Here is a 13,322-nt window from a genome sequence, read left to right on the forward strand (position 1 = left end):
GCGCCCTGCCCCTTTGCGGCATTTTCATAAGCAAGCAACATTACAAAGCAACAGGGTTAACGGAGAAGGTTATGTGTTCAATTTTTGGCGTACTGGATATTAAAACTGACGCGGGCGAACTGCGTAAAAAGGCACTCGAACTGTCCCGCCTGATGCGCCATCGCGGCCCGGACTGGTCAGGCGTTTACGCCAGTGACAAAGCAATTCTGGCTCACGAACGTCTGTCTATTGTTGACGTCAACGCCGGTGCACAGCCGCTGTATAACGAGAAAAAAACGCACGCGCTGGCTGTCAACGGTGAGATCTATAACCACCAGGCGCTGCGCGCCGAGTACGGCGACCGCTACGCGTTCCAGACCGGGTCCGACTGTGAAGTGATCCTGGCGCTGTATCAGGAGAAAGGTCCCGAGTTTCTGGACGACCTGCAGGGTATGTTTGCCTTCGCCCTGTACGACAGCGAAAAAGACGCTTACCTGATTGGCCGTGACCACATCGGTATTATCCCGCTGTACATGGGCCACGATGAACACGGCAACTTCTACGTTGCGTCTGAAATGAAAGCCCTGGTGCCGGTCTGCCGCACCATCAAAGAGTTCCCGGCAGGCAGTTACCTGTGGAGTAAAGACGGCGAGATCCGTCCGTACTACCAGCGCGACTGGTTCGACTACGACGCGGTAAAAGACAACGTGACGGACAAAGCCGAGCTGCGTCAGGCGCTGGAAGATTCCGTGAAAAGCCACCTGATGTCAGACGTACCTTACGGCGTGCTGCTCTCCGGCGGTCTGGACTCCTCCGTGATCTCCGCGATCACCAAGAAATTTGCGGCTCGTCGCGTGGAAGATCAGGAGCGCTCAGAAGCCTGGTGGCCACAGCTGCACTCCTTTGCCGTGGGCCTGGAAGGCGCGCCGGATCTGAAAGCCGCGCAGGAAGTGGCAAACCACCTCGGCACCGTGCACCATGAAATTCACTTCACCGTGCAGGAAGGCCTGGATGCGATCCGCGATGTGATCTATCACATTGAAACCTATGACGTTACGACAATTCGCGCCTCCACGCCGATGTACCTGATGTCGCGTAAGATCAAGGCGATGGGCATCAAAATGGTGCTCTCCGGTGAAGGTTCTGACGAAGTGTTTGGCGGCTACCTGTACTTCCACAAAGCGCCAAATGCCAAAGAGCTGCACGAAGAGACCGTGCGTAAACTCCAGGCGCTGCATATGTTTGACTGCGCGCGTGCCAACAAAGCGATGTCGGCATGGGGTGTCGAAGCGCGTGTACCGTTCCTGGATAAGAAATTCCTCGACGTGGCGATGCGCATCAACCCGCAGGATAAAATGTGCGGCAACGGTAAAATGGAAAAACATATCCTGCGTGAATGTTTTGAATCCTACCTGCCGGCGAGCGTAGCATGGCGTCAGAAAGAGCAGTTCTCCGATGGCGTAGGCTACAGCTGGATCGACACCCTGAAAGAGGTAGCGGCGAAACAGGTTTCTGACCAACAGCTGGAAACCGCAAGCTTCCGCTTCCCATACAACACGCCGGGCTCGAAAGAAGCGTACCTCTACCGTGAAATTTTTGAAGAACTGTTCCCAGTACCGAGCGCTGCAGAGTGTGTGCCGGGTGGTCCATCCGTCGCCTGCTCGTCTGCCAAAGCGATTGAATGGGATGAATCGTTCAAATCCATGAACGATCCGTCAGGACGTGCGGTAGGCGTTCACCAGTCAGCCTACAAATAATCACGCATTTCATCTCAGGCCCTGCGGGGCCTGATTTTTTTTGCCCCGCTTTTGCACAGCTAAAACCGATTAATAACCAATAATTGCCGAATATTCGGTCACGCTGTTCGCAACCTAACCAAACAGTCACATTCCGGCTATTTTCGTTGAAAAAGGTGTTGACGCTGCAAGGGTCTATACGCATAATGCGCCCCGCAACGCCGATAAGGTAACGCGAAAAAAAGATGGCTACGTAGCTCAGTTGGTTAGAGCACATCACTCATAATGATGGGGTCACAGGTTCGAATCCCGTCGTAGCCACCATCTTTTTTTGCGGGAGTGGCGAAATTGGTAGACGCACCAGATTTAGGTTCTGGCGCCGCAAGGTGTGCGAGTTCAAGTCTCGCCTCCCGCACCATTCCCGGGTAAGCGTTGCACGGATGGGGTATCGCCAAGCGGTAAGGCACCGGTTTTTGATACCGGCATTCCCTGGTTCGAATCCAGGTACCCCAGCCATATTTCTTCGATTTTGCGGTTCTCCGCGGTATTGGGGTATCGCCAAGCGGTAAGGCACCGGTTTTTGATACCGGCATTCCCTGGTTCGAATCCAGGTACCCCAGCCATCGAAGATTGCAGTACTGGCTACGTAGCTCAGTTGGTTAGAGCACATCACTCATAATGATGGGGTCACAGGTTCGAATCCCGTCGTAGCCACCAAATTGAGATTATCGATCGATTTCGGTAATGAGAAAAAATTGTTGGGGTATCGCCAAGCGGTAAGGCACCGGATTCTGATTCCGGCATTCCGAGGTTCGAATCCTCGTACCCCAGCCAATTTACAAAGTCGTTAAGCAGCTTGTTTAACGCAATTGGGGTGTCGCCAAGCGGTAAGGCTCTGGTTTCTGATACCAGCATTCCGGGGTTCGAATCCCTGCACCCCAGCCACTTAAAACAAACAAGCCCGCTCTGCGGGCTTTTTTGTTTTTGTACAGAATTGTGCGGCCTGATGCCCTCACCCTGGCCCTCTCCCACGGGGAGAGGGAAAAAAGTTTAGAGTCCGAGAGCGTACTTAAGGGCCTGACGCTTCAGGCCACCGGCACGTTCCGCTGCCATCAGGCCTATATTACGCAGAATACGCACTGGCGCTACGTCATTGCTGAACCCCGCATAGAACAGATCCATCCCCGACTGCATGATGAAGTTATCCGCCATACGCCGCGTCTGATAACGCTTCAGCACCCGATGGCTGGCCCAGTTTTCCGCGTGTCCGCGGGCGCTGCCCAGCACATCCAGCAGGGCATCGACGTCACGATACCCCAGGTTCACGCCCTGCCCGGCCAGCGGATGAATGGTGTGTGCCGCATCCCCCACCAGCGCTAAGCCTTCGCGGGCATACTGCAACGCATGACGACGCGTGAGTGGGAACGCCCCGGCGGCGACCGGCGTGACGTGCCCCAGACGGCTCGGGAAGTGCAGCAGGATCTCGCGCTGCAGCTGTTCCATGTTCATCCCCTGCAGCTGACGAATGCGCGCCGGTTTGTCGTACCACACCAGCGACGCCCAGTTATCAAACAGCGGTAAAAAGGCATGCGGGCCGTTCGGCGTAAAGTGCTGCCAGGTGCTTTCACCCGGCGCATTCTCACACTCGGCGGTAATCAGCATACAGGACTGTTCATACTGCCAGGCATGACCCCCGATCCCCGCCATCTGTCTGACCTGCGAGTTAGCGCCGTCCGCCCCGATGACCAGCTTCACGGCCAGCTCATCGCCATTGTCGAGCGTCAGTAGATAGCCACGCTCGTGAGGATGCAGCGCCTTAAGCGACGCAGGAACGCGCAGCGTCACCTTCGGATGCGCCTCCAGCGCCTGCCAGAGCGCCCGCTGGAGCACGTTGTTTTCCACCATATACCCCAGGCGCGGCAGCTTCAGCTCTGCGGCATCAAACGCGACGTGGGCATTTTCCCACTCCCAGGTTTCGAGGCGGCTGTAAGGGTGCGCGCGCATCGCCTGCACTGCCTCCCAGACGCCCAGCCCGCGCAGCAGATCGACAGATGCCGCGCTGATCGCAGAAATGCGCACGTCCGGTTTGCTGGCGGGATCGTAGGCTGGCGGAGCCGCCTGTTCGATTACCGTTACCTCAAATCCCTGCTGCGCCAGCCCCAGCGCCAGCGCGCCGCCGACCATACCGCCGCCGACAACGGCAACTTCGGTGTGTTGGAGTGTCATGGTCAATTTTCCTTATTGGAGAATCCCTTAAGTTTACCGGATTTTTGCGGTCCTGAGACACATAACCTTCATACTGGTCACAACCCCACCAAAGCATTACAATACGCGGCTTGCAATCCTGAGCTGAGCAAGTCGATGACTAAAAAACTCCATATAAAAACCTGGGGCTGTCAGATGAACGAATACGATTCATCCAAGATGGCCGATCTGCTGGATACCACCCACGGATACCAGCTGACTGAAAATGCGAAAGAAGCCGATGTGCTGCTGCTGAACACCTGTTCAATTCGTGAAAAAGCGCAGGAAAAAGTCTTTCACGTGTTAGGCCGCTGGAAACTTCTCAAACGAAAAAATCCGGACCTGATCATCGGCGTGGGCGGCTGCGTCGCGTCGCAGGAAGGCAAGCTGATCCGCCAGAGAGCGCCGTATGTGGACATCGTCTTTGGCCCTCAGACCCTGCACCGCTTGCCTGAGATGATCAATCAGGTTCGCGGCAACCGTAGCCCGGTCGTTGACGTCAGCTTCCCGGAAATCGAAAAATTTGACCGTCTGCCTGAACCCCGTGCCGATGGCCCGACCGCCTTCGTCTCCATCATGGAAGGCTGCAACAAATACTGCACGTACTGCGTGGTGCCGTACACCCGTGGTGAAGAGGTCAGCCGCCCGGCAGATGATATTCTGTTTGAAATCGCGCAGCTTGCCGCGCAGGGTGTGCGCGAAGTGAACCTGCTGGGCCAGAATGTTAACGCCTGGCGCGGTGAGAACTACGACGGCACGACCGGCAGCTTTGCTGAGCTGCTGCGTCTGGTGGCCGCGATTGACGGCATCGACCGCATTCGCTTTACCACCAGCCATCCGATGGAATTTACCGATGACATCATTGACGTTTATCGCGATACGCCAGAGCTGGTGAGCTTCCTGCACCTGCCGATTCAGTGCGGCTCTGACCGCGTGCTGAACCTGATGGGCCGTCCCCATACGGTGCTGGAGTACAAATCCACCATCCGTAAGCTGCGTGAAGCACGTCCGGATATCCAGATTAGCTCCGACTTTATCGTCGGCTTCCCTGGCGAAACCGCAGAAGACTTCGAGCGCACCATGAAGCTCATCGGCGAAGTGAACTTTGACGTCAGCTACAGCTTCATCTTCTCTGCGCGTCCAGGAACACCGGCGGCCGATATGGTTGACGATGTACCGGAAGAAGAGAAAAAGCAGCGTCTGTATATTCTGCAGGAGCGCATCAACCAGCAGGCTAACGCCTGGAGCCGCCGCATGCTCGGTACCGTACAGCGCATTCTGGTGGAAGGCACTTCCCGCAAGAGCATTATGGAACTCTCTGGTCGTACGGAAAATAACCGCGTGGTGAACTTTGAAGGCACCCCGGATATGATCGGTAAATTTGTGGACGTCGAGATTGTCGAAGTGCTGACCAACTCGCTGCGCGCGAAAGTGGTCCGCACCGAAGACGAAATGGGCCTGCGTATTGCAGAGTCACCGGAATCCGTGATCTCGCGTACCCGCAAAGAAAACGATTCTGGCGTTGGGATTTACCAGCCATAATCCTTCAGGCCTGCCGCTTTGGCAGGCCTTGTATTTCCTCTCATCGCCCCCAATATCTTCCGCAACGCTTGCGCCTTTATTCTGTGGCGTGAATAATTTCGGTAATGACCGTTTTATTACGCCTGTCGCAACGGATCAGTTAACCAATCAAAGAGGAACAGTTTGAACATAGATACGCGTGAAATTAGCCTTGAGCCAGCAGACAACGCTCGCCTGCTGAGCCTGTGCGGGCCGTTTGATGACAACATCAAACAACTGGAGCGACGTCTGGGTATCGAAATCAATCGTCGCGATAATCATTTCAAACTCACCGGACGCCCTATCTGCGTCAACGCCGCTGCGGACATTCTGCGTAGTCTGTATGTCGACACCTCCCCCATGCGCGGCGAAATTCAGGATATCGAACCGGAGCAGATTCACCTCGCCATTAAAGAGGCGCGCGTGCTTGAGCAGAGCGCGGAGAGCGTGCCGGACTATGGCAAGGCGATCAACATTAAGACCAAGCGTGGCGTCATCAAGCCGCGTACGCCAAACCAGGCGCAGTATATCGCCAATATTCTCGACCACGACATCACCTTCGGCGTGGGGCCGGCGGGTACGGGTAAAACCTATCTGGCCGTTGCCGCGGCGGTCGATGCGCTGGAGCGTCAGGAAATCCGGCGTATCCTGCTGACCCGCCCTGCCGTTGAAGCCGGTGAAAAACTGGGCTTCCTGCCTGGCGATCTGAGCCAGAAGGTCGACCCGTATCTCCGTCCTTTATACGATGCGCTGTTCGAAATGCTGGGCTTTGAGAAGGTCGAGAAGCTCATTGAGCGTAACGTGATCGAAGTGGCCCCGCTCGCCTACATGCGCGGCCGTACGCTGAACGATGCGTTCATCATTCTCGATGAGAGCCAGAACACCACCATCGAACAGATGAAAATGTTCCTGACGCGTATTGGCTTTAACTCGAAAGCGGTGATTACCGGCGACGTCACGCAGATCGATCTGCCGCGCAGCACCAAATCGGGCCTGCGCCACGCCATCGAAGTGCTGGCCGAGGTCGATGAAATCAGCTTTAACTTCTTCCACAGTGAAGACGTGGTACGCCACCCGGTGGTCGCGCGTATCGTTAACGCTTATGAAGCCTGGGAAGAGGCAGATCAGAAGCGTAAGGCCGAACTGGCCGCAGAACGTAAGCGCGAAGCGCAGGAGCAAGAACAGAAATGAGTCAGGTGATCCTCGATTTACAGCTGGCCTGTGAAGACAATTCCGGCATGCCAGATGAGGCACAGTTTCAGAAATGGCTGGATGCCGTTATCCCCCAGTTTCAGGAAGAATCAGAAGTCACGATTCGCCTGGTGGATGAAGCAGAAAGCCATGAGCTTAACCTGACCTATCGCGGGAAAGATAAGCCAACCAACGTGCTCTCTTTCCCGTTCGAAGCCCCGCCGGGCATCGAGATGCCGCTGTTGGGCGATCTGATCATCTGCCGCCAGGTGGTTGAACAGGAAGCTAAAGAGCAGCAGAAACCTCTTGAAGCCCACTGGGCGCACATGGTGGTACACGGCAGCCTGCATCTGCTCGGCTACGATCATATTGAAGACGACGAAGCGGAAGAGATGGAGTCCCTCGAGACAGAGATAATGCTTGCTCTGGGCTATGAGGATCCGTACATTGCCGAGAAAGAATAGTCAGTCACCGGACTGACTCACCTGCCGCCACGAAAGGACATCGCGTGGCGGTAAACATTGAACTAACAAGAGAACCCTTAACAAACGCCATGAGCGACGACAATTCACACAGTAGCGACACGACAACCAGTAAAAAGGGATTTTTCTCCCTCATTCTGAACCAGCTTTTCCACGGCGAACCGAAAAACCGTGATGAACTGCTGGAGCTGATTCGTGATTCCGGGCAAAACGACCTTATCGACGAAGATACGCGCGAAATGCTCGAAGGGGTTATGGACATCGCCGACCAGCGCGTTCGCGATATCATGATTCCCCGCTCGCAGATGATCACCCTGAAACGTAACCAGACGCTGGACGAGTGTCTCGATGTCATCATCGAATCCGCCCACTCGCGTTTCCCGGTCATCAGCGAAGACAAAGATCACATCGAAGGGATTTTGATGGCGAAAGATCTGCTGCCGTTTATGCGCAGCGATGCCGAAGCCTTCAGCATGGAAAAAGTGTTACGCCAGGCCGTGGTTGTGCCGGAAAGTAAACGTGTGGATCGGATGCTGAAAGAGTTTCGCTCTCAGCGTTACCACATGGCGATTGTTATTGATGAATTTGGTGGCGTCTCCGGTCTGGTCACGATCGAGGATATCCTTGAGCTGATCGTGGGCGAAATCGAAGATGAGTATGACGAAGAAGAGGATATCGACTTCCGTCAGCTCAGCCGCCACACCTGGACCGTGCGGGCGCTGGCCTCCATTGAGGACTTCAACGACGCCTTCGGGACCCACTTCAGCGATGAAGAGGTCGATACCATTGGCGGGCTGGTGATGCAGGCCTTTGGCCACCTCCCGGCGCGCGGAGAGACCGTTGACATCGACGGTTACCAGTTCAAAGTAGCCATGGCCGACAGCCGACGTATTATACAGGTTCACGTCAGAACGCCGGACGACTCACCGGTGCCAAAACTGGAAGATTAATGTAAATGGCATTTGCCCCATTGCTTGAACGCCAGCGCGTCCGTTTGCTGCTGGCGCTGTTACTCGGAGCCAGCGGTACGCTGGCTTTTTCTCCTTACGATATCTGGCCTGCGGCCATTCTCTCCCTGATGGGGCTTCAGGGTTTGACCCTGAATCGTCGTCCGGTACAGGCTGCCGCTATCGGCTACTTCTGGGGACTGGGGCTGTTTGGCTCAGGTATTAACTGGGTCTACGTCAGCATCGCCCAGTTTGGCGGTATGCCGGGCCCGGTAAACGTCTTCCTGGTGGTACTGCTCGCCGCGTATCTCTCGCTCTATACCGGTCTGTTCGCCGGCATCCTTTCTCGCCTGTGGCCCAAAACCACCTGGCTGCGCGTCGCCATTGCCGCGCCGGTGGTCTGGCAGATCACCGAATTCCTGCGCGGCTGGGTGCTGACCGGCTTCCCGTGGCTGCAGTTCGGCTACAGTCAGATTGACGGCCCGCTGAAAGGCCTGGCGCCGGTCATGGGCGTTGAGGCCATTAACTTCCTGCTGATGGTCGTTAGCGGCCTGCTGGTATTAGCGCTGGTTTCACGATGCTGGAAACCGCTGGCTGTGGCGCTGGTGCTGTTCGCCCTGCCCTTCCCGCTGCGCTATATCCAGTGGTTCACGCCGGAGCCCGCGCGCGCCATGCAGGTCTCCATGGTGCAGGGGAATATCCCGCAGTCGATGAAGTGGGACGAGAAAGAACTGCTGAATACGCTGAAGATCTACGCCAACGCCACCGAAGAGGTGATGGGTAAATCGCAGCTGATTATCTGGCCGGAGTCTGCTATTCCCGATCTGGAGATCAACCAGCAGCCGTTCCTTAACATGATGAACGACCTGCTGCTCTCGCGTGGCAGTACGCTGATCACCGGGATTGTCGATGCGCGTCTGAATCAGCAGAACCGCTACGACACCTACAACACCATCATTACGCTCGGCAAAGACAGCGAATACAGCTACCACTCCACTGACCGGTACAACAAGAACCACCTGGTGCCGTTTGGTGAATTTGTGCCGCTGGAGTCAATTCTTCGCCCGCTGGCCCCGTTCTTCGATCTGCCGATGTCCTCCTTCAGCCGCGGACCGTACGTTCAGCCTCAGCTGCATGCGCACGGCGCAGCCCTGACGGCGGCCATCTGCTACGAAATCATTCTCGGCGAGCAGGTGCGCGACAACTTCCGCCCGGATACGGACTATCTGCTGACCATCTCTAACGATGCCTGGTTTGGTAAATCAATCGGCCCGTGGCAGCACTTCCAGATGGCACGCATGCGCTCCCTGGAGCTGGCCCGTCCGCTGCTGCGCAGCACCAACAACGGCATCACCGCCGTGATTGGTCCGCAGGGTGAAATCCAGGCCATGATCCCGCAGTTCACCCGAGAAGTGCTGACCACCAACGTCACTCCTACCACCGGGCTGACGCCGTACGCCCGCACCGGCAACTGGCCGCTGTGGATCCTGACCGCGCTGTTCGGCTTTGGCGCGGTGCTGATGAGCCTGCGCCAGCGTCGTCGATAATCCCTCCTCTTCCTGCCGGGTGGCGCTGACGCTTACCCGGCCTACTGTTTCGCTTTTGTAGGTCGGGTAAGCGTCAGCGCCACCCGACAATTCCCTCCGGACTTCAATTCTGGCACGCCTATTGCTTTGTTTATTCAGGTAAACGCAGTTTGGCTTACTGTGCAACCTTGTCGCACCAGCGTAGATCATCGGTAGCACCGAAACGGTGCAACGGGAGATATTTGCCTCTGAATGGTGCGGCGTGCTTCGCAAAAATAAACAATAACGCAGCAAAATCTTTACATTAAGCCAGACTAAATGTTAACAAGCTTGCATAACACTGCACTCGCATTGCGCGAGATATAACAACATCACAATGGGTATCAATGCGTCGCTGGCGCTGATAAAAAAGGAGTTGGGTATGCAATTACGTAAACTGGCCACAGCAATGCTGGTTATGGGGATGTCCGCAGGCGTGGTTCACGCTGAAGACGCTCCGGCAGCAGGCAGCACTCTCGACAAGATTGCCAAAAACGGCGTTATCGTGGTCGGCCACCGTGAATCTTCTGTCCCGTTCTCTTACTACGACAACACACAAAAAGTCGTGGGCTATTCACAGGATTACTCCAACGCCATCGTTGAAGCTGTGAAGAAAAAGCTGAACAAACCTGACCTGCAGGTGAAGCTGATCCCCATCACTTCACAGAACCGTATTCCGCTGCTGCAAAACGGCACCTTTGACTTCGAGTGTGGCTCCACCACCAACAACCTCGAGCGTCAGAAGCAGGCTGCCTTCTCCGACACCATCTTTGTTGTGGGCACCCGCCTGCTGACGAAGAAAGGCGGTGAGATCAAAGACTTCGCTGACCTGAAAGGGAAAGCGGTCGTTGTCACCTCCGGGACCACGTCTGAAGTGCTGCTGCACAAGCTGAACGACGAGAAGAAAATGGATATGCGCATCATCAGCGCGAAAGACCATGGCGACTCCTTCCGTACCCTGGAAAGCGGTCGTGCCGTCGCGTTTATGATGGACGACGCCCTGCTGGCAGGCGAGCGTGCGAAAGCGAAGAAACCAGACAACTGGGATATCGTCGGTACCGCGCAGTCGAAAGAAGCCTACGGCTGTATGCTGCGTAAAGACGATCCGCAGTTCAAAAAGCTGATCGATGACACCATCGCCCAGGTGCAGACCTCAGGCGAAGCGGAAAAATGGTTCGACAAATGGTTCAAGAACCCGATTCCACCAAAAAACCTGAACATGAATTTTGAACTGTCTGACGACATGAAAGCGCTGTTCAAATCTCCAAATGACAAGGCTCTTAACTAATTAGAACAACAGGGGCGGGATCTCCTGCCCTCTCGATTGTCGGGAAGCATGGACAGACTATACGTTGAGTGGTCGTTCCCCACTCAGCGCGAAAAATGAGCTTCTCACCAATCTTCGAGGGTAGCGCTGCTACCCTTTTTTTTCTGGAGTTTATTATGTCAATCGACTGGAACTGGGGCATATTCCTGCAACAAGCCCCGTTCGGCAACACCACCTATCTTGGCTGGCTGTGGAGCGGCTTTCAGGTCACCGTGGCATTATCGATAACGGCGTGGATCATCGCGTTTCTTGTCGGTTCTCTGTTCGGTATTCTGCGCACCGTCCCTAACCGTTTTCTTTCAACACTCGGCACCCTGTACGTGGAACTGTTCCGTAACGTTCCGCTGATCGTGCAATTCTTTACCTGGTATCTGGTTATCCCGGAACTGCTGCCGGAAAATATTGGCATGTGGTTCAAGTCGGAACTGGATCCGAATGTGCAGTTCTTTGTCTCCTCCATGATGTGTCTGGGGCTGTTTACCGCTGCGCGCGTTTGCGAGCAGGTGCGTGCCGCCATTCAGTCATTACCCCGCGGACAAAAAAATGCGGGTCTGGCGATGGGGTTAACCCTGCCACAAACCTACCGCTACGTGCTGCTGCCTAACGCCTACCGCGTCATCGTTCCACCGATGACCTCCGAGATGATGAACCTGGTGAAAAACTCGGCCATCGCCTCGACCATCGGCCTGGTCGATATGGCCGCGCAGGCGGGCAAGCTGCTGGATTACTCCGCTCACGCGTGGGAATCCTTCACCGCGATCACGCTCGCCTACGTTCTGATTAACGCTTTCATCATGCTGGTGATGAACCTGGTTGAACGCAAAATTCGCCTGCCGGGCAACATGGGGGGCAAATAATGTACGAATTTGACTGGAGTTCTATCGTTCCATCCATGCCTTACCTGCTTGATGGACTGATGATTACCTTAAAAATCACCGTCATTGCCATTATCGTCGGTATCGTCTGGGGCACCCTGCTGGCCGTTATGCGCCTGTCGAGCTTTAAGCCGCTCGCCTGGTTTGCGACCGCCTACGTTAACGTGTTCCGCTCCATCCCGCTGGTAATGGTGCTGCTGTGGTTTTACCTGATCGTGCCCGGCTTCCTGCAAAACGTGCTGGGTCTGTCGCCGAAAACCGACATCCGTCTGATCTCGGCGATGGTGGCGTTCTCGATGTTTGAGGCCGCTTACTACTCGGAGATTATCCGTGCGGGCATTCAGAGTATCTCCCGCGGGCAATCCAGCGCCGCGCTGGCGCTGGGGATGACGCACTGGCAGTCCATGCAGCTCATTATTCTGCCGCAGGCGTTTCGCGCCATGGTTCCGCTCCTGCTGACCCAGGGAATTGTGCTGTTCCAGGATACGTCCCTGGTCTACGTGCTTAGCCTGGCAGACTTCTTCCGTACCGCGTCCACCATCGGTGAGCGTGATGGTACGCAGGTTGAGATGGTGCTCTTTGCGGGAGCGGTCTATTTTGTGATTAGTTTAAGCGCGTCGCTGTTGGTCAGCTGGCTGAAGAAAAGGACGGTACAATGATTTCCCTGAAAAATGTTTCTAAATGGTATGGGCACTTTCAGGTGCTGACCGACTGCTCCACCGAAGTGAAAAAAGGCGACGTGGTAGTGGTGTGCGGGCCGTCCGGTTCCGGTAAATCGACGCTGATCAAAACCGTTAACGGACTGGAGCCGGTCCAGCAGGGTGAGATCGTCGTCAACGGCACCAAAGTCAACGACAAGAAAACCAATCTTGCTCAGCTTCGCTCTCACGTTGGCATGGTGTTCCAGCATTTTGAGCTGTTCCCTCACCTCTCCATTATTGAGAACCTGACCCTGGCCCAGGTGAAAGTGCTCAAGCGTGATAAAAAAGCGTCGCGCGAGAAAGGCCTGAAACTGCTGGAACGCGTTGGCCTCTCTGCGCATGCCGATAAGTTCCCGGCACAGCTTTCCGGCGGCCAGCAGCAGCGTGTGGCGATCGCCCGTGCGCTGTGCATGGATCCCGTGGCGATGCTGTTTGACGAGCCCACGTCGGCGCTCGATCCGGAGATGATCAACGAAGTGCTGGACGTGATGGTCGAGCTGGCGCACGAAGGGATGACCATGATGGTGGTGACCCATGAAATGGGCTTCGCCCGCAAGGTGGCCAACCGCGTGATCTTCATGGACGAAGGGAAAATTGTCGAAGATTCCCCGAAAGAGGAGTTCTTCGCCAACCCGAAATCGGAACGTGCGAAAGATTTCCTCGCCAAAATCCTGCACTAATCTTCTCGGTGCGCAATCTGCGGATTGCGCACTGC

Annotated in this window: 11 protein-coding genes and 7 tRNA genes; 17 read left to right on the forward strand and 1 reads right to left on the reverse strand. The window is 55.6% G+C overall.

Annotated features, from left to right (window positions below):
* Positions 1 to 71 precede the first annotated feature (71 nt).
* From asnB to LLF79_RS08950, 8 genes are all read left to right on the forward strand, one after another.
* The gene (gene asnB / locus LLF79_RS08915; protein WP_021242994.1) at positions 72 to 1,736 is read left to right on the forward strand and encodes an asparagine synthase B; all 1,665 of its coding nucleotides are present in this window, start codon (positions 72 to 74) and stop codon (positions 1,734 to 1,736) included.
* Between the two features lie 226 nt (positions 1,737 to 1,962).
* Positions 1,963 to 2,039, forward strand: a tRNA-Met gene (locus tag LLF79_RS08920).
* Positions 2,040 to 2,048: 9 nt separating this feature from the next.
* Positions 2,049 to 2,133: transfer RNA gene (locus tag LLF79_RS08925), tRNA-Leu, on the forward strand.
* 23 nt (positions 2,134 to 2,156) lie between these two features.
* Positions 2,157 to 2,231, forward strand: a tRNA-Gln gene (locus tag LLF79_RS08930).
* A gap of 32 nt (positions 2,232 to 2,263) precedes the next feature.
* Positions 2,264 to 2,338: transfer RNA gene (locus LLF79_RS08935), tRNA-Gln, on the forward strand.
* Positions 2,339 to 2,355: 17 nt separating this feature from the next.
* Positions 2,356 to 2,432, forward strand: a tRNA-Met gene (locus tag LLF79_RS08940).
* 42 nt (positions 2,433 to 2,474) lie between these two features.
* Positions 2,475 to 2,549: transfer RNA gene (locus tag LLF79_RS08945), tRNA-Gln, on the forward strand.
* Between the two features lie 36 nt (positions 2,550 to 2,585).
* Positions 2,586 to 2,660, forward strand: a tRNA-Gln gene (locus LLF79_RS08950).
* Between the two features lie 105 nt (positions 2,661 to 2,765).
* Here the strand turns inward: LLF79_RS08950 and ubiF are convergent.
* Entirely contained in the window at positions 2,766 to 3,941 is a 1,176-nt protein-coding gene (gene ubiF / locus LLF79_RS08955; protein WP_227879396.1) for a 3-demethoxyubiquinol 3-hydroxylase, read from the reverse strand.
* A 135-nt stretch (positions 3,942 to 4,076) separates the two neighbouring features.
* Here ubiF and miaB point away from each other — a divergent pair, with 135 nt between their 5' ends.
* The 9 genes from miaB to LLF79_RS09000 all read left to right on the forward strand — a co-directional run bounded on the left by miaB (position 4,077) and on the right by LLF79_RS09000 (position 13,287).
* The gene (gene miaB / locus LLF79_RS08960; RefSeq protein WP_021242573.1) at positions 4,077 to 5,501 is read left to right on the forward strand and encodes a tRNA (N6-isopentenyl adenosine(37)-C2)-methylthiotransferase MiaB; all 1,425 of its coding nucleotides are present in this window, start codon (positions 4,077 to 4,079) and stop codon (positions 5,499 to 5,501) included.
* A gap of 162 nt (positions 5,502 to 5,663) precedes the next feature.
* A complete protein-coding gene (locus tag LLF79_RS08965; protein WP_008501053.1) occupies positions 5,664 to 6,710 on the forward strand; it encodes a PhoH family protein in 1,047 nt (348 codons plus the stop codon).
* Positions 6,707 to 7,174 (forward strand): rRNA maturation RNase YbeY, encoded by a 468-nt coding sequence (ybeY, locus tag LLF79_RS08970; protein WP_008501052.1) that lies wholly within the window; start codon positions 6,707 to 6,709, stop codon positions 7,172 to 7,174. The genes LLF79_RS08965 and ybeY overlap by 4 nt, the downstream gene beginning before the upstream one ends.
* 89 nt (positions 7,175 to 7,263) lie before the next feature.
* Entirely contained in the window at positions 7,264 to 8,142 is an 879-nt protein-coding gene (gene corC / locus LLF79_RS08975; protein ID WP_021242574.1) for a CNNM family magnesium/cobalt transport protein CorC, read from the forward strand.
* Between the two features lie 5 nt (positions 8,143 to 8,147).
* A complete protein-coding gene (gene lnt / locus LLF79_RS08980) occupies positions 8,148 to 9,686 on the forward strand; it encodes an apolipoprotein N-acyltransferase (RefSeq protein WP_021242575.1) in 1,539 nt (512 codons plus the stop codon).
* A gap of 400 nt (positions 9,687 to 10,086) precedes the next feature.
* The gene (locus LLF79_RS08985; protein WP_008501049.1) at positions 10,087 to 10,992 is read left to right on the forward strand and encodes an amino acid ABC transporter substrate-binding protein; all 906 of its coding nucleotides are present in this window, start codon (positions 10,087 to 10,089) and stop codon (positions 10,990 to 10,992) included.
* Positions 10,993 to 11,147: 155 nt separating this feature from the next.
* Positions 11,148 to 11,888 (forward strand): glutamate/aspartate ABC transporter permease GltJ, encoded by a 741-nt coding sequence (gltJ, locus tag LLF79_RS08990; protein WP_008501048.1) that lies wholly within the window; start codon positions 11,148 to 11,150, stop codon positions 11,886 to 11,888.
* Positions 11,888 to 12,565, forward strand: a complete 678-nt coding sequence (gltK, locus tag LLF79_RS08995) for a glutamate/aspartate ABC transporter permease GltK (RefSeq protein ID WP_008501047.1) — start codon at positions 11,888 to 11,890, stop codon at positions 12,563 to 12,565. Before gltJ ends, gltK begins: the two co-directional genes overlap by 1 nt.
* A complete protein-coding gene (locus LLF79_RS09000; RefSeq protein ID WP_014883001.1) occupies positions 12,562 to 13,287 on the forward strand; it encodes an amino acid ABC transporter ATP-binding protein in 726 nt (241 codons plus the stop codon). The genes gltK and LLF79_RS09000 overlap by 4 nt, the downstream gene beginning before the upstream one ends.
* Positions 13,288 to 13,322 lie beyond the last annotated feature (35 nt).

Origin of the sequence: Enterobacter cloacae complex sp. 2021EL-01169, assembly GCF_020733125.1 — a bacterium.
Classification (GTDB): domain Bacteria; phylum Pseudomonadota; class Gammaproteobacteria; order Enterobacterales; family Enterobacteriaceae; genus Enterobacter; species Enterobacter roggenkampii.